The 21,787-nt window shown below is 59.9% G+C and carries 15 protein-coding genes; 11 read left to right on the top strand and 4 right to left on the bottom strand.

Annotated features, from left to right (window positions below):
* Positions 1-180: 180 nt before the first annotated feature.
* From FHS83_RS03785 to FHS83_RS03745, 9 genes are all read left to right on the top strand, one after another.
* The gene (locus FHS83_RS03785; RefSeq protein ID WP_167081039.1) at positions 181-675 is read left to right on the top strand and encodes a MarR family winged helix-turn-helix transcriptional regulator; all 495 of its coding nucleotides are present in this window, start codon (positions 181-183) and stop codon (positions 673-675) included.
* Positions 672-2,087 (top strand): efflux transporter outer membrane subunit, encoded by a 1,416-nt coding sequence (locus FHS83_RS03780; protein ID WP_167081037.1) that lies wholly within the window; start codon positions 672-674, stop codon positions 2,085-2,087. The genes FHS83_RS03785 and FHS83_RS03780 overlap by 4 nt, the downstream gene beginning before the upstream one ends.
* A complete protein-coding gene (locus FHS83_RS03775) occupies positions 2,080-3,225 on the top strand; it encodes an HlyD/EmrA/EmrK family protein (protein WP_167081035.1) in 1,146 nt (381 codons plus the stop codon). Before FHS83_RS03780 ends, FHS83_RS03775 begins: the two co-directional genes overlap by 8 nt.
* Positions 3,222-4,769, top strand: a complete 1,548-nt coding sequence (locus FHS83_RS03770; RefSeq protein WP_167081033.1) for a DHA2 family efflux MFS transporter permease subunit — start codon at positions 3,222-3,224, stop codon at positions 4,767-4,769. The genes FHS83_RS03775 and FHS83_RS03770 overlap by 4 nt, the downstream gene beginning before the upstream one ends.
* Entirely contained in the window at positions 4,738-5,508 is a 771-nt protein-coding gene (locus FHS83_RS03765; RefSeq protein WP_167081031.1) for an RNA polymerase sigma factor, read from the top strand. Before FHS83_RS03770 ends, FHS83_RS03765 begins: the two co-directional genes overlap by 32 nt.
* Entirely contained in the window at positions 5,483-6,463 is a 981-nt protein-coding gene (locus tag FHS83_RS03760) for a FecR family protein (protein ID WP_167081029.1), read from the top strand. Before FHS83_RS03765 ends, FHS83_RS03760 begins: the two co-directional genes overlap by 26 nt.
* 247 nt (positions 6,464-6,710) lie before the next feature.
* Entirely contained in the window at positions 6,711-9,596 is a 2,886-nt protein-coding gene (locus FHS83_RS03755; protein WP_167081027.1) for a TonB-dependent receptor, read from the top strand.
* A gap of 121 nt (positions 9,597-9,717) precedes the next feature.
* Positions 9,718-10,692 (top strand): alpha/beta hydrolase, encoded by a 975-nt coding sequence (locus FHS83_RS03750; protein ID WP_167081025.1) that lies wholly within the window; start codon positions 9,718-9,720, stop codon positions 10,690-10,692.
* The gene (locus FHS83_RS03745; RefSeq protein ID WP_167081023.1) at positions 10,689-11,783 is read left to right on the top strand and encodes a pectinesterase family protein; all 1,095 of its coding nucleotides are present in this window, start codon (positions 10,689-10,691) and stop codon (positions 11,781-11,783) included. The genes FHS83_RS03750 and FHS83_RS03745 overlap by 4 nt, the downstream gene beginning before the upstream one ends.
* Here the strand turns inward: FHS83_RS03745 and nagA are convergent.
* From nagA to FHS83_RS03730, 3 genes are read right to left on the bottom strand one after another with little or no spacing between them, the layout of a single operon-like run.
* Entirely contained in the window at positions 11,761-12,897 is a 1,137-nt protein-coding gene (nagA, locus tag FHS83_RS03740; protein ID WP_167081021.1) for an N-acetylglucosamine-6-phosphate deacetylase, read from the bottom strand. The two genes, FHS83_RS03745 and nagA, sit on opposite strands and share 23 nt — an antisense overlap.
* The gene (locus FHS83_RS03735; protein ID WP_167085243.1) at positions 12,894-13,901 is read right to left on the bottom strand and encodes an SIS domain-containing protein; all 1,008 of its coding nucleotides are present in this window, start codon (positions 13,899-13,901) and stop codon (positions 12,894-12,896) included. Before FHS83_RS03735 ends, nagA begins: the two co-directional genes overlap by 4 nt.
* 15 nt (positions 13,902-13,916) lie before the next feature.
* On the bottom strand, positions 13,917-14,660 hold the full coding sequence (locus tag FHS83_RS03730; RefSeq protein WP_208414210.1) for a UTRA domain-containing protein: 744 nt from the start codon (positions 14,658-14,660) through the stop codon (positions 13,917-13,919).
* A 303-nt stretch (positions 14,661-14,963) separates the two neighbouring features.
* Here FHS83_RS03730 and FHS83_RS03725 point away from each other — a divergent pair, with 303 nt between their 5' ends.
* On the top strand, positions 14,964-17,663 hold the full coding sequence (locus FHS83_RS03725) for a TonB-dependent receptor (protein WP_167081017.1): 2,700 nt from the start codon (positions 14,964-14,966) through the stop codon (positions 17,661-17,663).
* 120 nt (positions 17,664-17,783) lie between these two features.
* Here FHS83_RS03725 and FHS83_RS03720 read toward each other — a convergent pair whose 3' ends face one another.
* Positions 17,784-19,502, bottom strand: coding sequence for a tetratricopeptide repeat-containing sulfotransferase family protein (locus FHS83_RS03720; RefSeq protein ID WP_167081015.1), 1,719 nt, complete (start codon positions 19,500-19,502; stop codon positions 17,784-17,786).
* A gap of 111 nt (positions 19,503-19,613) precedes the next feature.
* On the opposite strand from FHS83_RS03720, the gene FHS83_RS03715 reads away from it, so the two are divergent.
* Positions 19,614-21,785: a family 20 glycosylhydrolase gene (locus FHS83_RS03715; RefSeq protein WP_167081013.1), complete on the top strand. Its 2,172-nt coding sequence runs from the start codon at positions 19,614-19,616 to the stop codon at positions 21,783-21,785.
* Positions 21,786-21,787: the final 2 nt, after the last annotated feature.

The following is a 21,787-nucleotide window of genomic DNA, read 5'->3' as shown; positions in this document are numbered from 1 at the left end:
AACGCCTGCGTGCGGTACGCTGAAATCTCCTTCGCCTGCTTGCTTTAGCGCGCTCAAATGTGCAGCGCGTGCCTCTTCCGGCGTCCGCATGGCAGATCTGGCAAACATGCATGGCCGGCGCCTCTTGAAATAATGCCTGCCTAAGCAGATATTGCCTGAGCAGTATCTTCTTGGGCAGTTATGAAGAAGCCATACTTTCAGCTCGAAGATTTCGCGGCCTGCAGTTCGCCGGGCTATCTCCTACGCCGGGTGCACAACGCTATGCTGCGGCGCGCGGAGGAGATTGTTTCCCTTGAGGAGCTGACCTTCACCCAATGGATCGTCTTGATGCAGCTGCGTGAAGGCATAGCCAGCACCGGCGCTGAGATCTGCCGTAATCTCAATCATGATAGTGGTGCCACGACGCGTCTGCTCGACACCCTCGAAACGCGCGGGCTGATCGAGCGGCATCGCAGCCAGGAAGATCGCCGCGTTTCGAAGTTGACCCTGACGGCAAAGGGTCGTGCGATGGCGAAAATGTTGACCCCGCGTGTGGTTGATTTCTGGAATGAAATAACGCGGGATTTCTCCCATACAGAAATTTCGACGATGTTAGGATTACTGGAGCGGTTGCTGGCGCGACTTGAAGGTGATGAGCAATTCGGCGCATCCGATAAGACCAAGGGCTCGAAATGAAGAAGGCGTTCCTGATCGGCGCATCGGCGCTTTTTTTGGCCGGTTGCGTCTCCGCCCCGCCGACCGAGCCGCAACTCACCAAGCTGACGGCCGAGAAAGTCGGCCTCGCCATTGAGTCCTCGCCCGCCATCGCACCGGCATGGTGGAAGGCGTTTGGTGATCCTGAACTCAATCGCTTGGTCGATGAGGCGTTGAAGGGAAATCCCTCGCTCGCCGCCGCCATGGCACGTTTGCGTGAAGCCCAATCCCAACTCGCCACGACAAGCGCTGCCACCCTTCCGCAAATCAATGGCGATGCGCGGTCCATCCGCGAGCGCTTGAGCAAGAATTACGTCATCCCGCCGCCTTATGCGGGCTCCTGGCAATGGGTCGGCACCGCCGCCGCCAATCTCTCCTGGTCGCTGGATCTCTTCGGCAAGGAAGCAGCCCAAGTGGATCGCGCCAAAGCCACCGCGGAGGCTGCAGCCCTTGATGCGGAAGCGGCAAGGCTCGCCCTCGCGGGTGCGGTCACCAATGCTTATGTCCAACTCGCGCAGGCCTATGCATTGATCGACGCGGCAAAGGACACCGTGCGCCAACGCGAGGAAGTGCATCAACTCGTCTCGCAGCGCTTCAAAGCGGGGCTCGATAACCCAGCGACTGCCAAGCAATCCTCGGCCCAGCTTGCGCTTGCCCGCGAAGAGCTGCTCCGTGATGAGGCGCAGCGCGATGCCGCCGTGCATATGCTCGCCGCGCTCACCGGTAAGGGCATTGACGGTTACGCCATTGCGCGTCCGCGATTGAACGAAACCGCTCTTTCGCTTCCGCAAACTCTCTCTGCTGATCTTCTGGCGCGGCGCGCCGACATCGCAGCCTCCAAGGCGCGGGTTACTGCCGCGCTCGCGGGCCGTCAAGCAGCTCATCAGGCCTTCTATCCCGATATTAATCTCCTCGGCACCGCAGGATTTTCGGCGTTGGGCATGACCACGCTCTTCACCTCCTCCTCGCTGCAATATGGCGGCGGCGCGGCCATTCATTTGCCGATCTTTGATGCAGGCGTGTTGCGTGCCAATTATGCCGGCGCCACTGCGCGGCTGGATGAGGCGGTGGCCGATTACAATCAGTCTCTCCTCACCGCAGTGCGCCAAACCGCCGATGCGATCACGGGGCTTCGCTCTGTCGATGCGCAAGCCACGGAGCAGGTCCAGGCCCTGGCCGATGCCACCGAGAGCTACAATCTCACCGTCTCGCGCTACAAGAATGGCCTCGCGTCAGAACTCTCGCTTCTCAGCGTGGAAGACACGCTGATCCAGGCGCGCCGGCAATCCGCCCTTCTACAAGCCGAAAAAGCATCCGTCCGCGTGGCCCTCGTCATCGCGCTCGGCGGCGGCTTCGATGCCACCCAATCCAACAAGAGTGAATCCCATGAGTGACACCGCAGCCCCCGCTCAGAATGGCAACGGTTCGCGCCGCCGCATGCTCATCATCCTTGGCGCCGTGGTGGCGGCGGGGCTGCTGATATATGCGCTTTATTGGCTTCTTTACGCCCGCTTCTATGTCTCCACCAATGACGCCTATGTGGCGGGCAACACGGTGTCGATCACGGCACGCGAGCAAGGCACGGTTCTGGCCCTGCATGCCGATGATACGCAAGCCGTGCGCCAAGGGCAGGTCCTGGTCGAGCTTGATCCAGTGAAGGCCAAGGTTGCGGTGGATGCCGCCGCCGCCGATCTCGCCCGTACGGTGCGTGGTGTGCGCTCCGCCTTCTCGAAAGTGGATCAGCTCCGCGCTCAGGTCGTGGCGGCCCGCACTGCCTATATGCAAGCTGCTGATGACTATAAGCGCCGGGCCGCGGCGGGCGCATCTATCTCGCATGAAGAACTCGCGCATGCCCGCGATGCCCTGGCGGTGGCGAAGGCCAATCTCACCGCCACGCAGGGTACGCTCGATCAGGCTTATGCGGCGGTGTCGGGCACGGCGATTGAAAACAATCCCGATGTGATGGCGGCTGAAGCACGCCTGCGCCAAGCCATGGTCGTGTTTTCGCATATGCGCCTGGTTGCGCCGGTGGCGGGTCAGGTCGCGCAGCGCACGGTGCAGCTTGGGGAGCAGGTCGCGCCGGGAACGCCGCTGATGACGGTGGTGCCGCTGGATTCGCTCTGGGTTGATGCCAATTTCAAGGAAAGCGAATTGAGCGACATCCGCGTCGGCCAGCCGGTTACGGTGAAGGCAGATCTCTATGGCTCCAGCGTGACCTATCACGGCCACGTCGTGGGCCTGGGCGCGGGCACGGGCAGCGCCTTTGCCTTGCTGCCGCCGCAGAACGCCTCCGGCAATTGGATCAAGATCGTGCAGCGCGTGCCGGTACGTGTGGCGCTTGATCCCGCCGAGCTGCGCCAAAATCCATTGCGGGTCGGCCTCTCGGTCGATGTCAGCGTGGATGTGTCCGATCATGAGGGCAAGGCGCCGGTCGCCGGGCCTGCCGCGATGCGCACCGTCGCCGATGACGGCGGCACGGCGGAAGCTGATCGGATGATCCAGACCATCGTCAAAGAGAACAGCCGCACATGAGCGGGCAGGGCGCGGCACATTTCGGCTGCATGAAGGGATCGCAGCTTGCGATCACCTCCTTGGCCTTGGCGCTCGGCACCTTCATGCAGGTGCTCGATTCCACTATCGCCAATGTGTCGCTGCCGACCATTGCTGGCAATCTCGGCTCCTCCACCGATCAAGGCACCTGGGTCATCACCTCTTTTTCGGTGGCCAACGGTGTCTCGGTGCCGCTGACGGGTTGGCTGATGGGCCGCTTCGGGGTGGTGCGCACCTTCGTCTTCTCTGTGGTCGCTTTCACCATCGCCTCATTTCTTTGCGGCATCGCCTGGGATCTCAACTCGCTGATCCTGTTTCGCGTGCTGCAAGGTGCCGTGTCAGGACCGATGATCCCCGGCTCGCAAGCGCTTCTGATCGCCATCTTTCCTGAAACCAAACGTGCCACCGCGCTCGGCATTTGGTCCATGACCACGCTGGTAGCCCCCATCGTCGGGCCGATCCTCGGCGGCTACATCTCCGATAATTATCATTGGAGCTGGATTTTCCTGATCAACATCCCGGTCGGGCTGATCGCGGCGGGGCTCTGCTGGGTCAATCTTTCCAAACGCGAGACGCCGACGCGCAAATTGCCCATCGATCGCACTGGCCTGTTCCTGCTCGTGCTCTGGGTGGGTGCCTTGCAGATCATGCTCGATACCGGCAAGGACGCCGATTGGTTCTCCTCCACGCGTATTGTGGTGATGTGCATCGTCGCCGCCGTGAGCTTTGTCGCCTTCATTATCTGGGAGATGACGGACAAGACGCCGATCGTGAATCTGTCCTTGTTCAAGAAGCGCAACTTCGCGCTCGGTACGGCGGCGCTTTGTCTTGGTTATGCGGTCTTCTTCGCTAACATTCTTCTTCTGCCGCTCTGGCTGCAGACCAATATTGGCTACACCGCTACTTGGGCGGGCCTTGTCGCCGCGCCTTCGGGTCTTGTCGCAGTGGTGGTCACGCCTTTCGTGGCGCGGCTATTGTCGAAAGTGGATGCGCGCTGGGTGGCGACCGTTGCCTTTGTGGCTTTCTCCGCCTCCTTCTTCATGCGCTCCGGCTACACCGCCGATGCGGGCTTTTGGAACTTCGTTATGCCGCTTCTGGTGCAAGGCATCGCCATGGGCACCTTCTTTGTTTCCATGATCGCGATCTCGCTGCATGGGGTGGAGCCGCAGAACATTCCCAACGCCTCGGGCATTTCCAACTTCGCGCGTATCACAGCGGGCGGCTTCGCGGCGGCTATTGTCACCACGCTATGGGACCGGCGCGAGGCGCTGCATCAAAGCCGCCTTGCCGAATATACCAGCCTCTCCAATCCGGTGATGCGCCATGCCGTCGAGCATATGCATGCTGCGGGCATGGGCCAGCATCAGGCCTATGGCGCCATCACTGGCACCATGGTGAAGCAAAGCTATCTTCTGTCCTCGATCGATGTGTTCTGGATTTCCGGCTGGCTGAGCGTGGTCGCCATCGCACTCGTCTGGATGGCAGAGCGCACCGTTGGCAACTCTGGCCCGGTCGCCGCAGATTAGGGCAAGATACAAGAAGACGGTCGAGCTTCGGATTTCCCTAAAAGATTTTTCGCGTCCTGCGCCAAATGCCGCTCGGCGGGCAAACTGCCTGTTTCCTGGGCTCGGTTCTCTTGCAATTGTCGCAAACCGTGCTTTCCTGTTCAGTATGACAAGCGACCTGAGCGACCGGTCCCGCTGGCTTGCGATCAACGTATTACCGCATGAGGCGCTGATACGGTCGAAGCTGCATGGTCTGCGCGTCTATAATCTCGACATTGAGGATGTCATCCAGGAGACCTACACGCGGATGTTGTCGGTTGCCTCGCTGGAAACCATCCGCCATCCCCGGCAATATGCGATCCGCACGGCCAAGGCGATTGTGATCGATCATATCCGCCATTCCCGGGTGGTATCGCTGATCTCGGCGGGCAAATCCGACACCCTGGATGTGCCCGAGAACGAGGCCAATGCCGAAGAACGGATGGAGTTTCAGGAAGAAATCGCCGCGGTGGAAGCCGCGCTCGCCAAACTGCCCGAGAAGTGCCGCCTGACCCTGCTGCTCCGCCGGGTCGAGGGCTTGCCTCAGAAAGAGGTGGCGCGGCGCCTCGGCATCAGCGAGAAAATGGTCGAAAAACATATGACGGATAGCGTCAAACACCTGATAAGGCTGTTCGGAAAAGGGGGGAAATCCAGGGGTCATACGTCTGATATTCCGCTGGACACTGGTGAGAAAAATGTCGTCGACAAGCCAACAGGTTGATGATCAAGCCGCGAAATGGGCTGCCCTGCGCGACTTAGGCCTGACGTCTGCGCAAGAGGTCGAGTTTGAGCGCTGGCTCAAAGCCGATAGGCGCCATCTGGGCGCATATGCCCGGGCCGAAGGTGCGCTGATCCGCGTGGAGCGGGCGCATGGCTGGGCGCGCGAGATCACCAATACCATCAAGCCGGTTGAGACCCCTGTCTGGACGCGCCGCCGCATTCTCATGACCGGCAGCGCCGCTGCGGGTATTGCCGCTGTCGGCGTGATTGGTGCGGGCGTCTGGAATGCCTTGCGCGATACCACCATTGCCACGGGCAAGGGCGAAATCCGCCAGGTTCTTCTCGCCGACGGCTCGGTGGTGAAGCTCAATACCAATTCCAAGGTCGCCATCGAATACACGCCCGAATTGCGCAAGATCAAACTCCTGCGTGGCGAAGCGCTGTTCGATGTCGCCAAAAACAAGAAACGCCCCTTTGTTGTGGAAGCAAACGGAACCTTGGTGCGCGCGGTGGGCACCAGCTTCACGGTTTCCGCGCTGCCCGAAAGGCCTGTACGCGTCCTGGTGAAAGAAGGCGTGGTGGAGCTTAAGCGCGCCGACGTGGCATCTTCTGCGCCGGTACGCGTTAGCGCTAACACGCTGGCGCTTGCGCCAAAGAATGCCCCGATCACGGCCACACCTGTGGCGCAAGCCCGCTTGGCGCGCAATCTGGCGTGGGAATATGGCCGCCTCGCCTTTGATGACGAAACTCTCGAAGACGCGGCAAAGGAGTATGCGCGCTACAGCGATATTCAGATCGTGGTTGACCCGGCTGTGGCCAATATGACCATTACCGGGTCGTTTGTGTCCAATGACCCGGTGGGATTTGCCAAGAGTGCCGCCTCGGCGTTGGATCTGCAGGTAGATGTAAACGGACAGGAAGTAAAAATTTTTCGTCGCACGACAGCGACACGTTAGGGAATTCGCGAAGCTCGCCGTCTCCTGGTGCAACATCAGGAGAGGGCAATAAGAAACCGCAGGATAGCGGGCTAAGCGGGGAGGCGTGAGAACCAGGGGACACTGGGCAGCAGCCAGCGGGTGTATAGCATTCGTCTGGGTCTTAAGCTGCTCACCGTGCACCGCTCAAGTGAAGGCATTCGATATTCCTGCCGGAAATGCAGGAGTCTCGATACCCGAGCTTGCGCGCCAAGCAGAAGTCTCCGTCATGGCTCGAGGCGATCTTCTTCGCAGTGTCGTGACACCTGCCGTTCAAGGCAATTACGAAGCCATTGCTGCTCTCGAACTGATGTTGAAGGGGACTGGCCTAACCGTCAGTCGCACAGCGGATGGGGTCTTGATGATCTCGCCGTTGGAAACAAACAGACGAGAGGATCAGGAAGGAATGTCACACGGTCTGAGAAACTCAACTTCGGCGCTTGCGCTGGTGTTGGGTATTATTGCCGGTGCGCCAGCGCACGCCCAGGATAACGAAACCTTGGAGACCGTCACGGTCACCGGCTTTCGTGCCACCTTGCAGGAAGCGCGCGATATCAAGCGCAAAGCGGTCAACGAGGTGGAAAGCATCGTCGCCGAGGACATCGGCAAAATGCCTGACCTCAATCTCGCCGAATCCATCCAGCGCCTGCCAGGCGTCGCGATGACGCGTGAAGGCGGCGAAGGGCGCAACATCACCCTGCGCGGTTTCAGCCCGGACTTCACCCGCACCACCTTGAACGGCATGGAAGTACCTGCGAGCTCCGACGGTTTGGATTCGGGGGGCGTTACCGTGAATGCAGGCCGTACCTTCGACTTCCACGTCTTTGCGGCCGAACTCTTCAATCGTGTGGATGTGCAGAAGACCCAGCGCGCCTCGATGGAAGAAGGCGGTATGGCCGGCACGGTCGATCTTTACTCGGCCAAGCCCTTCGATTTCAGCGGCACTGCGGCCTCGATCTCTGCCGAAGAAGGCTACAACACCATGACGGGGATCGCCGATCCGCGCCTCACGGTGATGGTCAGCGATACCTTCTTCCACGACAAGCTCGGTATCCTGCTCTCTGCTGCGGTTTCCCGGCGCACCGTGCATCAGGAAGGCTGGGGCAGCGTGCGCTGGACCTCGCCCTTCGCCAATGGCGATAGCTGGGATGATGCCAAGACCAAAGTGACCGGCACGCCCAGCACTTATTGCGGTGCCAAGGATGCACTTAATTGCGTCTATTCCCCCAATCTTCCGCGCGCTGACTTCTTCGGCAATAAGCAGAAGCGCCTCGGCCTCACCGCCTCGGTGCAATATCGCCCCGTGGAGAGCGTCGAAATCAGCTTCGATGCCTTACATTCCGAGCTGGATAACGACCGCCAGAACTACAACTCCATGGAATGGTTGTTGACGCATGGTCCGGCGGGTAATTTTACCGGTCAGACACCGCTGTCATTCACCATCGACCCGAACGGCAAGCAGCTTCAGGCCGCCAGCTTTGACAATGTTACGTCTTGGTATGAAAGCCGCTTGCAGACCTCGGTCTCGCAGTTCAACCAATATGTGATGAACGCAAAGTGGAACGCGACGGACAAGGTCACCTTCGAATCCTTGATCGGTCTTGCCACGGATAACGCCAACCGCACCGAATTGCGGCCCTATTACCGCTCCATCCCGCATCCTTTCTCCTTCGACTTCACGAATAACTCCTATGTTCCGGCGGTCAGCTACGGCAGCTACGACCCGAATAGGGGCAGCAACTACATCGACGCCATCACGGGTGCGCATCGCAACAACAACGTCGGCAAAGAGAACTTCACGGCCAAGCAGGACGTGACCTACAAGACCGACACCCTCACTATCCAGGCGGGCTTCGATTACAACGACCGCGAAGTGCGTTATGCCGAAGGGCAGGGCAACAGCGCGGCCTTCAATCCGTCCAAATACACCAAGGCTTTCCCGATCAAGGGCTTTGGCGATGATATGCCGGGCGGGGCCAAGCTCTGGACCTGGGCGGTAGCGGATTTCGACGCGCTGTACCGCGATGGCATCTACACCAATGTCTACACGCCCAGCATCGATAAGGGCTGGACGGTTGATGAGCGCACCTTGGCGGGCTTCATCGAAATCGCCAATGAGTTCGAAATCGGCGGCATGCGTCTTCGTACCGATACCGGCATGCGCTATGTCCAGACCAATGTGAAGTCGAGCGCGGTTCTGGCTGGGACGCCGGTCACGGTTTCCCACAGCTATGACAGCTATCTGCCGTCGATGAACCTTGCCCTTGATGTCACCGACGATGTCGTCGCCCGCTTCGCCTTCGCGCGCAGCATGGCGCGCCCGGGTCTGAACTCGTTGAACATCGCGGGACCGACGTTCGGCTACACCACACGCTCTGTGGGCAATATCGGCAACCCCGATCTGAAGCCTTATGAATCCAACGATATCGACCTCAGCGTCGAATGGTATATGGGCAAGGGCGGCCTCTTCGCGGTCGGCCTGTTCAACAAGGAGATGGTCTCCTCACTGACCACGCAGGTCGTGCAGAAGATGGTGGACCCGGCCTATTGGCCCGCCATGTATGCCGATCCGCAATATGATCCTTCCTTCAACGCCGACCCGGCGAAGGTGCCTTATACCTTCACCATTCCGGTCAATCGCGAAGGCGGCAATCATGTTCAGGGTGTTGAGGTGATCTTCAACCAGCCCTTCACCTTCCTGACCGATTGGGTGCCGTCGCTGCCGGGTTGGGTGAGCAATTTCGGTGTTGCCTCCAACTACACCTATGTCTCCGCGCAGGATTCGACCGGTCTTTCGCCGAACTCCTATAACTTCACCTTCTATTACGATTCCGGTGATTACGGCGTTCGCCTCTCGGTCAATAAGCGCGACAACTATCTCCTGAGCGAGCCGGGTGGTAACGGCAATGCGCAGGAATACAAATACGGCCCGACCCACATGGATTTGGCCGCTTTCTATAACCTCACCGACCATCTGACCCTCCGCCTCGAGGGCATCAACATCACCAACGAACTCGAGCGGATCTACGACACGGGCGATGGCACGATGAACACGACCCGCGAATTCAGCAAAACTGGTGCTGAATGGTTCCTGGGTGTGCGGTATCGCTATTAAGCCTTACCCGAGGGGCCGCGCTGACGGTGCGCGGCCTTTCGGAATGCCGGATCGCGGGGTCGCTCCTCCCCTCCCGGAATGGGTGGCCCCGCGTGAAGGCAAAATGAGAAAGTGGTGCGCGATGAAACGTCTTTTTGCGGCAGCCTTGTTCTTGCTGCTTCCGGCGAATGCTCAAGACCTCATCCCGGTCGATGACAGCTACACGACCGCGCAGCGCTACAATGCCTATAAAATAGATTTTCCCGAGATCGAACTGCCGGTACTGAATCTTCAGACGGGCCAGAAGATCTTAGCTGACCGGCTTTATAAGAAGGCTGGTGGTCGCGCGCTCTATTGTGATGTGTTTTTGCCCAAGCCCCAAAAGGCGCGCCATCAGGCGGTCCTGTTTGTGCATGGTGGGGCATGGCGCAGCGGGCGCAAATCGAATTTCTATGCCATCGCCAATCTTCTGGCGCAGCGTGGCTATGTGGTGCTGATCCCCGATTACCGCCTCGCACCGGAAGCGGGCTATCCCGCAGGGCTGATCGATCTCAATGACGCGATCGTCTGGGCAAAGTCGCAAGCCAAGGAATTTGGTTTCGCGCCGGATAAGATTGCCATCAGTGGCGGTTCCTCTGGCGGCCAGATGGCGGCCTTGCTCGCCTATTCCGCCGATAAGGGCCTCTTCAAGAGCGCGCCGGGCCAAGATACGCGGGTCAATGCGCTCATCAATCTTGATGGGCTGTTCGATTTCACCACGCCCCTTGCTCTGAAGAACGAAAACGCGGCAGGGGCGAAATCGCCCGCTGCGCTATGGCTTGGCGGCGCCTATGAAACGGCAGGCGAAAAATGGCGTGAAGCCAGCGCGTCCAATTATGTCGATGTGCAATCCCCGCCGACGCTGATCATCGGTAGCGGCATGGCGCGTTTCACCGCCGGGCGCGAAGCGGTGATGGCCGATCTGGATCGCCTTCACATCCGCAATACCTATCTGGAATTGACGCATGTGCCGCACACCTTCTGGCTGTTCGATCCTTATCTCAATCAGATCGTTCAGGCGATGGACAGCTTCCTCTCTCCTCGCGACTCCAGCGCAAAGAAGAAACACGGCAAATGATCTCTCGTTCGCTCTTTCTCGCCTTGGTGATTTTCTGCGGCACGGCAGAGGCTGCCCCCTCCTATGCCTATCGCGTGGAGAAATCCTGCACCGGGGTGGAGCACTGCTACGCTTCCGTTCAAGCAGCACTCAACGCGGCGGGCACCGAGACTGGCTGGGTCACGATCAAGCTTGGCGCTGGGGATTTCTATGAGAAGGTCAATATCACCCGTCCCAAAACCACGCTGAAAGGTGAGGGCGTCGGCCGCACGCGGCTTTATTTCGACGCGGTGGCGCAGACTGCGGGCAAGTATCACCGCGCCAATTGGGGCACGCCGGGCTCCGCCACGCTCACCATTGATGCGGATGAGGTGAAGGTCGAGGCGCTCACCGTGGAAAACACCTTCGATTATCTTTCCAATGATGCCTTGCCCGATAACGATCCCAAGAAGATCGGGAATTCCCAAGCCGCCGCGTTGCTGCTCGACATTCACAGTGATCGCGTCAGCATCCGTGATGCGGCTTTGCTCGGTTATCAGGACACCCTCTTTGCCAATGGCGCCCGCGCTTTTATCGACAAGAGTCTGATCGCGGGCAATGTCGATTTCATCTTCGGCAACGGCCAGCTTCTGATTCAGGATAGCGAGCTGCGCACCCGCAAGCGCGGCGCCAAGATGGCCGCAGGCGAAACCCAGTCCTTCCTTCTCGCGCCCTCAACCCAGCTCTCGCAAGCCATCGGTATTGTGGTCTATCGCTCGCGGTTGACGCGGGATGACGGTGTTCCAGATAACACCATTGCCTTGGCGCGGCCCTGGCATCCCACCTCGCATTTTCCCGATGGGCGCTATGCCGATCCCAATGCGGTGGGCTACGCCTCCTTCATCGATTGCTTCATGGATGCGCACATCAAATCCCAGCATTGGGATGTGATGGCGGGCACGGCACGGGATGGCACCAAAACGGCAATCTTCCGCCCCGAGGATTCGCGCTTTGCGGAATCCGGATCAACCGGCCCGGGTGCGCGCCATACCGATCAAGCCATTCGCTGGAAATCGCCGCTCTCAATCCAAGAGGTGCGGGCACTGCTCTTTAAAGATTGGCCCCAGCCATAAAGGTCTGCTTCAGCCGGAACGCGTCGTCGACAGCCACGAAATCGGCGCGGGCGCCCGGCGCGATCACGCCGCGATCCTTATAGCCTAAGAAGGCCGCCGCGTTGCCGCTGGAGAGTTTCGCCGCTTTCACCGCGTCGGTCTCGCCGAACATCGCCATGGCTTTCTCCACCACCGTCGCCATATCGGTGGCGCTTCCGGCGAGTGTTCCATCCGGCCCGAGGCAGAGGCCATTTTCCGCACGGATCAAGCGGCCTTGCAACATGAAGCTGTTCTCGTCGCTGCCCACGGGCGGCATGGCGTCGGTCACCAGCATCAGCTTTTCGGCGCCGCGGCAGGCATAGGCCACGCGTGCCGTCGCCGGATGGACATGATGGCCATCGGTGATGATCCCGCACCAGGCGCTTCGGTCGTCCAGCGCCGCGCCGACCACACCCGGCTCGCGCGTCGTCAGCGGGGCCATGGCGTTGAAGAGGTGGGTGAAGCCGCGTGCGCCCGCTTTCAGCACGGCAACAGTCTGATCATAGCTGGCGTCGGAATGGCCGATGCACACGATCACGCCCGCCGCCACCAGCTTTTCCACCGCCGCAACCGGCACTGCATCCGGTGCCAAAGTCACCATGGTTTTGCCGCGCTTCAAGGAAGAAAGCACCGCCACCGCTTCGTCGTTGAGTTCGGGAAAGGCGGGCGGGTTATGAATGCCGCGCCGCTTGGGGCTTAAGAACGGGCCTTCGATGTGAATGCCCAGAATGCCCGGCAGGCCTTTCGCGATGGCCGCATCCACGGCTGCAATAGCATTGGCGAGGGTGGCAAGATCGGAGGAAATGATGGTGGGCATCAGCCCGGTGGTGCCGAATTTTGCATGGGCCTCGGCGATGGCTTCAAGTCCTTCCACGTTGGGCGCGGTATTGAACAGCACGCCACCGCCGCCATTGACCTGCACATCGAGATAGCCCGGCAGCAAAATCCCGCCCGCAAGATCAACCCGTTTTGCGTCCTGCGGCACAGCTTCATCCGCGACCAGCGCCGTGATCACGCCATTTTCGCAAAGGACGCTTTGCCCCGTAAGCAGGCGATCCCCGGCAACAATGCGCCCGTTCGAAAATGCGGTGATCATAGCGTCTCAGTGACCTTGTTCAGCAGCGGCGGCGAATCGGGGTTCAGCCCCTTGGCGCGCGAAAGCGCTTCGGCGAGGCGATAAAAGCTTTGCAGGAAAAGAATGGGCTGCAACACAGGATGCGCCTCCAGCGATGGCAGAACCGTTGCGCGCGGATCGGCAAAGCCGGACAGAAGAATCTCCGCGCCGCTTTGGGATAGCGCCTCCATCAATTCTAGCATACCGGCGCGGGTTTCGTCATTTTGTGACAGCACCAGCGCCGGAAAGCCGTCTTTTGCCAGCGCCATCGGTCCATGGCGCACTTCCGCCGAACTGAAGGCCTCTGCATGGATGGCGCAGGTTTCCTTGAATTTCAGCGCCGCTTCCTGCGCGCCGCCGAAACCGACACCGCGCCCAATCACATAGAGATTCTTCGCCGGCAGCAGCTTTTCCACCGCCGCGCTCCAATCCAAACCCCAGGCTTTCGCGAGCAAATCCGGCAAGCCATCCAGCGCCGTGGCCAGCGCGTGATCTTCGCTCCAAGCCGCCACCAGCCGCGCGATACCGGCCACCGTCGCCAAATACGACTTTGTCGCCGCCACGCTTTTTTCCGGGCCCGCACAAAGCGGCAGGGCGATATCGGCGCTTTGGGCCAAAGGTGAGTCGATCACGTTCACCAGCGCGATGGTGAAGGCGCCCGCTTCTTTCGCGGCTTGCAACGCCGTCACAATGTCGGGGCTTTTGCCGGATTGCGAGGTCGCGATCAGCACCGTCTCTTTCAAATCCGCCTTGGCGCTATAGACCGAGGAAATCGACGGCGCAGCGGAAGAGGTGAGAATGCCGAGCCGCGTCTCGATCAGATATTTCGCAAAAGTCGCCGCATTATCCGAGCTGCCACGCGCCAGCGTGATCACCGCGCGCGGCTTCATCGCTTTCAGCTTGGCGGCCAATGCGGAAACCTCGCCCGCCGTATCGGAAAACTGCTTTGCCACCACAGATGCGGCCTCGGCGGCTTCACGGAACATCAAGGTCTGCACGCGTTACTCCGAAGTGGTCAGTTCGGCGACGAAGTCATAGGTGTCGCCGCAATAATAGGATTGCGAGAATTCGACCGTGCGCCCGTCCTGCAGAAAGCCGCGGCGTTCCACCAGAAGCCCGGCATCGCCTTCTTTTCCATGCAGAAGCTCGGTCTGAGGCGCCGTGAGCAGCACGGCGCGCAAACGCTGCAAGGCGCGCCGCGGCCGATTTCCAGCCTTTTCCAGCGCGTCATAGAGTGACGACTGCACCGCCTCTAACGACGGCAGCGCAAAGGCCGGCACGGTGCAAAATTCCAGCGCCATCGGCGTGTCGTCGGCATAGCGCAAGCGATTGAAGCGATAGACCGGCGTACCCGGCGCAAAGCCGGTGGACATGGCTTCTTCCGGCGAGACCACGCCTTGGGATTTCCTCAGCCACACCGAACGCGGCGTCTTACCGCGTGAGGTCATATCTTCGGTGAAGCTCGAAAGCTTGGAAAAACTCTTCTCCACCCGGCTCGCGACGAAGGTGCCTGAGCCTTGGCGGCGCATCAAAAGCCCTTCGCTGACGAGGCCATCGAGTGCCTTGCGCACGGTGATGCGCGAGACATTGAACTCCTCAGCGAGATCGCGTTCCGGCGGCAGCGCGTCTTCCGGATTGAGCAATTTCATCTCGATGGCACGCCGAAGCCCTCGCTGAAGTTGCTGATAGAGCGGCAGGTTTTGCTCCTCATTGAGGCGCCCGATGATCGCCGAAAGAGACGGCACTGATCCCTCCGTGAATTGGTCTGTGCTGGCGGGTTTATCCGGGAGCAAACTTAGTACCAATGCAGTACCATAAAGTGGCGGTCCTAAGTCAACCCAAAAATGATGCAGGAAAACAGGCATGTCTGACGAATTTTAGTGCACATTTTTGCCGCACTTTCGCCTTGACAGGGCGGCCCAATTTAAGAATGGTATTGTATTGGATATGAACCGGTGATTTCGGACAGGGGCTGGAACCGGTTTTGTGAGGGGCGGGCGGAGGGCAGTTCGGCGCGTCCTGTCGACCAAAGAGAGAGGATTTTAGCCATGAAGTTACGGGCAGTATTTGCGGGTTCGGCGAGCGTTCTGGCGCTTGCGAGCCTTGTGGCTCCGGCGCTTGCCCAGGAAGCCATGGAAACCGTGGTTGTAACCGGCATGCGCGCCTCGCTGCAGCGCGCCATGGACATCAAGCGGGATACCACCGCCATTGTGGATGCGGTTTCAGCCGAAGATATCGGCAAATTCCCCGATAAGAACGTCGCCGATGCTTTGCAGCGCGTGCCGGGCGTGAACACGGTATCTGCGGCCTCGGGCGAGGGCGGTTTTGACGAAAATGACCGCGTTTCGATTCGCGGCACCAGCCCCAGCCTCACCCAGACCTTGGTGAACGGCCATGCGGTCTCCACCGGCGACTGGTTCATTCTTGATCAGTATCAGGATATCGGCCGCTCGGTGTCTTATTCGCTCTTCCCGGCGGAAATCGTCTCCAGCGTGAAGGTCTATAAGAGTCAGCAGGCCGATCTGGTGGAAGGTGGTGTCGCTGGCGCGGTGGACATCATCACCCGCAAGCCGCTCGATTTCGATAAGACCTTCACTGTGGAAGTCAGTGCGGAAGCCGCCTACACCACGCTGCGCGGCGATACCACGCCGCAATTCAACGGCCTGCTTGCCTGGAAGAACGATACCAATTCTTTCGGCGTAATGCTGCAGGGTTTCTATGAACAGCGCAACATCCGCCGCGACGGTCAGGAATTCCTTGGCTATGCGAAATTCGATCCTACAGATGCGGCGGCGGTGAGCCATCCCGATCTCGCCGGTGTTTATTATCCCACCTTGATCGGTTCGGCTTATTTCGAACAGGAACGCATCCGCCAGGGCGGCTCCTTCGCAGCACAGTTCCGCCCCAGCAATGCCCTCGAAATCACCTTCGACGCCTTCTATTCCCATATGGGCGCGTCGAATAAGAACAACAACTACATGTTCTGGGGCTCCAAAGAGTTTGGCGGCGCCACCGCCAATGTGCCTAGCAGCTATAAGGTCGTGAACAACACGCTGGTCTCCGCCAGCCTGCCGCAAATGGCTGGCATCTCGCCCATCGTGGCGGACTTCATCATGCGCCCGCATTCGATGAGCGATGCCTATTACTTCAATGGCGACGTCACCTATAACCCGACCGATGATCTCACCATCAAGGTGAAGGCGGGCTACACCCGTGGTGCTGGCACCACACCGGAGCAAGCAGCCTGGGAAGGCATGACGGCACCCGCGCCGGCCTCTTATGACTTCTCCAGCGGTGTTGCGGCGGTGTCGGTGACGGGGCTTGATCTTTCCAAGCCTGGCACGCTCACTAATGACTGGGCCTGGGGCGCGGTCTCCAAAGCCTATGACCGCGAGTATTATTTCGAGTTCGATGCCGAGCAGAAGCTGGATGCAGGTCCGATCCAATCGGTGAAGGCGGGTTTCCGCTATGCTGACCATCACCACAAATCCGATATCTGGGATGGCGGCGTCTCTTACGGACCTGGCCCGGGCTACACCGGCGATGCGGTCTCGACCAGCAATTACCCCTCGGATTTCGCCGATGCCTTCAAGATCGCCGGCATGCTGACCAATGTGCCGCAAGGCGATGTTGCCAAGATCGTGGATGTGCTGAGCACGCAGAAAAGCTGGCGCAGCTATACACAATCGGCCGCCGACATTAACGGCCGCGCCTCGCGCTATATGTGGTCGGGTGCCACCGATGTGGGCGAGCAGGACGTGGCTGGCTACGTGATGGCCAATCTCGGCGGCGATCGCTGGAAGGGCAATATCGGCGTGCGCATCGTCAATACGCAGGAGACGATCTATCAGCCGGTCAATGGCACGGCGGCGGTGGGCTCTACCTGCCCTGTGACCGGCGATATCTACAGCGATTTCGGCTGTTACCACCTCAACAAGATCGATAAGGAATATTGGGACGTTCTGCCCAGCGCCAATATTTCGATCAATGTCACTGAGGATCAGGTGCTGCGTTTCGCAGCGGCTGAAACCATGGCGCGGCCCGATTATTCCGCGCTTGGCGGGGCGGTCAATCTCACCGATCTCACCCATGTAGGTTCGGGCGGTAATCCCAATCTGAAGCCCGTCAAGTCGGCCAATTACGATGTTTCGTGGGAATGGTATTACGGCCCGCAATCGATGATCTCGGTCAGCGTCTTCTATATGGACCTGTCGTCTTATGTGACCAAGGGCATCACCAAGGGCACTTATCTCGACATGTTGAAGACGGGCCAGGGCGCGCCAGTCTACTCGGTCTATGACATCACCGCGCCGTTCAACACTTCGGGTCATGACGAAGGCTATGAAATCGCCTGGACCCAGCCGATCTGGGGCGGCTTCGGCATCATCGCCAATTATGCCTATACCAGCGGTGCGGAGACGGGCGGCGGTTCTTTGGTCGGCAACACCAAAAACACCGTCAACGCCTCGGCCTATTTCGAAAACGAATGGCTCTCGGCGCGCCTCGCTTACGGCTATGTTTCATCCTCGCTGGTGGGCATGGATCGCTCGGCGGCGGAATATCAGAACGCCTATGGCAAGCTTGATGCCTCAGTGAACGTCACGGTGACCGATAACCTCACCTTGACCTTCAACGGCCTCAACCTCACCAACCAGACGCTGAAATACTACGCCAACAACGCCACGATGCCGCGCGCGCTCTATTCCAACGGCAGCCAGCTCTATGCCGGTGTGCGCTTCAAATATTGATCCCTTCTTCGACCCGGCTGGGCGTCGTGCCTAGCCGGGCCCTTAAAGCACATGCACACTTGCCCTCGAACCAACTTAGAAGCGCAGAGTGGAGCTTTCCGCTCTGCCTCTTTTTTTAAGTCAGGACAGCGCCGCGATCAGCGGGGCAAGGAAGGGCTCGTAAGCACGCCAGCGTCCGATAGAATCCGAGAAAAGTGGGCGGCGCACCTGGAATTCGGAAAGCGTACGCACCGCGCGCTTGGTCTCGTAAAAGCGCAGGCAGGCAGGATCGAATTCAAGACCGCAGAATGCTACCAGCCGCCGCGCCTCGGCTTCGAAGTTCTCGACCAGGGTCTCGTATTCGATTTCAAGCAGGCATTCCGGCGGCAGCACGTGGCGCCAATGCGCCATCAAATCCTCATAGCGCCGGTAATAGCGGCCAAGCTCGCCCAGGTCGTAAGCGAAGTTCAGCCCGCTGCGGAAAAGTTTGGAATAGCAGGAAAAGCAGGTGTCGCGCGGATCGCGGCGAAGATAAATGATGCGCGCCTGCGGCAGGGCTCTATGAATAAGCCCCAAATGGCGAAAATTGGCGGGCAGCTTGTCGGTGATCCGCTTCGCATGGGGAGACAGCGCGCGCAGCTTTTCTTCATAGCGACGCCCCAGCTCTTGCGCCGCCGCGGCCGTCACACCGGCAGGATACCCCGGCAGGATTTCGCGCGCCAAGCTGGCGATCCATTGCCGCTCGCCCGCGCCATATATGTCGGGGTGACTGGCGAGAATCTGTTCCACCAGGCTGGTGCCCGAGCGCGGCATGCCGACGATAAACACCGCAAGCTCCGAATCGTTGCGGCTCACATCCCGAACAGCATCCGCATCAAAGCTGCGCTTCATCGCATCGAAAAACGCGAACACCACCGCTTCGTCATAGGGCAGGCTTGCCCGGTACAAGCGATTGCCGGCCTCCAGCTGCGCGAAGGCTTCGTCGTGCCGCCTAAGATCGTCATAGGCTTTGAACAGGGCGAAATGGAGTTCCACCTTTTGCGTGGCGGGCAGCTCCCGCCCCAAAAGAGCTTCCAATGGCTGAAGGCGCGGATCATCGGCCCCATAGCGCCGCGTCTCGCCCAAGGCGCGATGGAAGGCGGCAGTATCGGGCGCCAGTTCCGTGGCGCGCTGAAAACTCTCTGCGGCCATGTCGAACCGGCCAAGCTGTTTCAGCACCGTGCCACGCGCCAAATGCGCGGGGGCATAGCCGGGATCAACCGCCAAAGCGCGTTCGGCGCAGGTCAGCGCTTCTTCCTGCCGGCCCAAGCTGCCCAAGGCTTCACACAGCCCAAGCTGTGCGGTAATCGCCCGCGGCGCAAGGCGCAGCGCCTGCTCGAATGCCTCTCGCGCCGCATCATAGGCGTCCAACGCCAGTCGCGTTTGCCCAATCGTCTTCCACGCCTCTGCATCGTTCGGCGCCAGCATCACGGCGCGCTGCAAGGCGGCAAGCGCATTCTCCGGCTGGTTTTGTGCGAGCAACGCCGCACCCAGCGTGCTCCAAGCCGCAGCGAAATCGGGTTTGAGCGCCACCGCGTCTTCGGCTTCGCGCACCGCTTCTGCCGTATGGCCGAGCCGGTGCAGCAAGAGCGCAAAATGTTGGCGCAGCTGCGCATCCTGCGGCGTATCGCCAACCGCCCTTTGCAATTCCTTCAGTGCCTCGGCCAGGCGCCCCGTCTGGATCAACAGCAGCCCAAGCCGGTGACGCGCGGGGGCATGGTGTGGCGCGCGCTGCAACAGAGCGCGGTATTGCCCTTCAGCTTGGGCAAGGCGTCCCGCGCCATGCAGCTTCAGGGCTGTCTCGAATATCGCCTCGGTCATTACGCATCCCAGAACCGTTCCGGCCACTATACCGCGTTTACGCGTGCTTTTCGCTTCCCGCGGAGGCCCGCACCGCATAGATTTTTTCCGCCACCTTCATAGGCACGCAACATGGCATCCATCTTCCGCACGTCTGCCGCTCTGGCCTTTCTTTTTCTCTGTTTGGGTGCAAATTCAGAGGCCATGATTCCGCTTGCGGCCGATATCCAAAAGAGCGACGGCACCTTCGCGCTCTCCCGCGCCACGGCGATAAGCTGCGCCGATGCGGCAGGTTGCGCCGCGACCAAGGCTTATCTTTCGGGACTTCTACAAAAGACCTCGCTGCCGGATACAGGCGGCGAGGGTGCAGTGATGCTGCGTCATGTCGAGGGTCTCGCGCCGGAAGCCTATCGCTTGCAAATTACGCCCAAAGGGGTGGAGATCGCCGCAACAGGTGAGGCGGGCCTTTTCTACGGCACGATTACGCTCTGGCAGCTCGCTTCCGAAAATTCCACCATCCCGGCGCAAAACATCACCGATGCGCCGCGGTTTTCCTGGCGCGGCGTGCTCTTGGATTCCGTGCGCCATTTTCAGACGGTGGACGAGGTCAAGCGCTTCATTGATGCGATGGCGATCCATAAGCTCAATGTGTTGCAATGGCATTTGACCGATGACCAGGGCTGGCGCATCGAGATCAAGAAATATCCGCTCCTCACCAAGATAGCCGCCTGGCGCAAGAACAGCCGCGAAGGCCGTCATGGTGGTTTCTATACCCAGGATCAGGTGCGTGACGTGGTTGCTTATGCTGCCGCGCGCCACATCACCGTGGTGCCGGAAATCGAGATGCCGGGCCATGCCTCTGCCGCCCTGGCGGCTTATCCGAAACTTGCGTCCATCAAGCATCCGTCGCGCAAGGTTTCCGGCGATTGGGGCATCTTCCCCAACCTTTATAATGTCGATGATGCGACCTTCGCATTCCTGGAAGACGTGCTTTCGGAAGTGATGACGCTTTTCCCGAGCCCTTATATTCATGTTGGCGGCGATGAAGCCCCCAAGGGCCAATGGGATGCTTCGCCCAAAATCCAAGCGCAGATGAAAGCCTTGGGCGTGCCGAATACGAAAGAACTGCAAGGCTATTTCACCGCCCGCATCGGCAAATATCTGGACGCGCATGGGCGGCGGCTGATCGGCTGGGACGAGATTCTGGAAGGCGGTCCGCCCGCCAATGCCGCGATCACCAGCTGGCGCACGCCCGAGAGTGCCATCGAAGCGGCCGAGAAAGGCCATGATGTGGTGTTCTCGCCCGCGCCGCAACTCTATCTCGACTACTGCCAGATCGCGCGCGAGGGAGAGCCGACTTGCCGCGGCGTGCAGTCGACATTGAAGGATGTCTATGCCTTCGATCCCGAGCCCAAAGGCGCGCTGGCAAAACATCTCATCGGCATGCAGGCCAATATCTGGACCGAGCATCTGCCGACGATGAATGCGGTGTTCTATGCCGGTTTCCCGCGCCTTGCCGCTGTTGCCGAAATCGCCTGGACGCCGCGCGAAAAGCATAATTGGCCGGATTTTCTTTCCCGCCTGCCGGATCAGATGCGCCGCTATCAGGCGCTCGGCATCCGCTATTCCGACGCCGCTTTTTCGGTGAATGTCGCGGCGAAGCCCGCGCAAAGTGGCGCCAGCGTGACGCTCTCCAACCAATCCGGCTACGGCGTGATCCATTACACGCTGGACGGTTCCGCACCCACACCGCAATCCCCCCTCTATAGCGCGCCTTTCGACACCAAGCTGCCCGCCACTATCACCGCGACGACCTTTGCAGAGGGCAAGCCCATTGCCCCGCCCCGGAGTGAGAGCCTCACTGCACAATCTATCCTGCGCCGTAATTCCTACACGCTGGAGCTTTGCGGTAACGGCATTCCTCTGGCGCAGAAGGGCCATAGCGGTGCGGTGGTGATGGTCGATGTGATGAACCCCTGCTGGTTTTATAAGGGGATCGATCTTTCGTCTGTGCGCGGCTTCGACATTGCCGTCACCCATCTGCCCTTCAATTTCCAGATCGGCGATGACATCAAGCATATCCCGCTCGATGCCAAAGCCGCACCCCATGGCCAGCTCGAAATCCGCTTAGGCGATTGCAAAGGCGAAAAGCTGGCAGTTGTGCCGCTGAAGGCCAATACCTCTCATCTTTCTGTGAAGATCACGCCGCAAAAAGGCGCGCAGGATCTTTGTTTTGTTTTCGCGCGGCGCAAGGTCGATCCCGTTTGGGCAATCGATTGGGTGCAGCCGCTGGTGCAGGAGTAACC

The organism is Rhizomicrobium palustre, from assembly GCF_011761565.1.
GTDB lineage: Bacteria > Pseudomonadota > Alphaproteobacteria > Micropepsales > Micropepsaceae > Rhizomicrobium > Rhizomicrobium palustre.
The sequence above is the reverse complement of the archived record's forward strand: the minus strand, read 5'-3'. Positions and strand labels throughout refer to the sequence as shown.

What these genes read in the sequence shown, in the direction of transcription:
- FHS83_RS03785 (WP_167081039.1), top strand. Translation starts at nt 181, where the DNA reads ATGAAGAAGCCATACTTTCAGCTCGAAGATTTCGCGGCCTGCAGTTCG.
- FHS83_RS03780 (WP_167081037.1), top strand. Translation starts at nt 672, where the DNA reads ATGAAGAAGGCGTTCCTGATCGGCGCATCGGCGCTTTTTTTGGCCGGT.
- FHS83_RS03775 (WP_167081035.1), top strand. Translation starts at nt 2,080, where the DNA reads ATGAGTGACACCGCAGCCCCCGCTCAGAATGGCAACGGTTCGCGCCGC.
- FHS83_RS03770 (WP_167081033.1), top strand. Translation starts at nt 3,222, where the DNA reads ATGAGCGGGCAGGGCGCGGCACATTTCGGCTGCATGAAGGGATCGCAG.
- FHS83_RS03760 (WP_167081029.1), top strand. Translation starts at nt 5,483, where the DNA reads ATGTCGTCGACAAGCCAACAGGTTGATGATCAAGCCGCGAAATGGGCT.
- FHS83_RS03755 (WP_167081027.1), top strand. Translation starts at nt 6,711, where the DNA reads ATGGCTCGAGGCGATCTTCTTCGCAGTGTCGTGACACCTGCCGTTCAA.
- FHS83_RS03750 (WP_167081025.1), top strand. Translation starts at nt 9,718, where the DNA reads ATGAAACGTCTTTTTGCGGCAGCCTTGTTCTTGCTGCTTCCGGCGAAT.
- FHS83_RS03745 (WP_167081023.1), top strand. Translation starts at nt 10,689, where the DNA reads ATGATCTCTCGTTCGCTCTTTCTCGCCTTGGTGATTTTCTGCGGCACG.
- nagA (WP_167081021.1), bottom strand. Translation starts at nt 12,897, where the DNA reads ATGATCACCGCATTTTCGAACGGGCGCATTGTTGCCGGGGATCGCCTG.
- FHS83_RS03735 (WP_167085243.1), bottom strand. Translation starts at nt 13,901, where the DNA reads ATGTTCCGTGAAGCCGCCGAGGCCGCATCTGTGGTGGCAAAGCAGTTT.
- FHS83_RS03725 (WP_167081017.1), top strand. Translation starts at nt 14,964, where the DNA reads ATGAAGTTACGGGCAGTATTTGCGGGTTCGGCGAGCGTTCTGGCGCTT.
- FHS83_RS03720 (WP_167081015.1), bottom strand. Translation starts at nt 19,502, where the DNA reads ATGACCGAGGCGATATTCGAGACAGCCCTGAAGCTGCATGGCGCGGGA.
- FHS83_RS03715 (WP_167081013.1), top strand. Translation starts at nt 19,614, where the DNA reads ATGGCATCCATCTTCCGCACGTCTGCCGCTCTGGCCTTTCTTTTTCTC.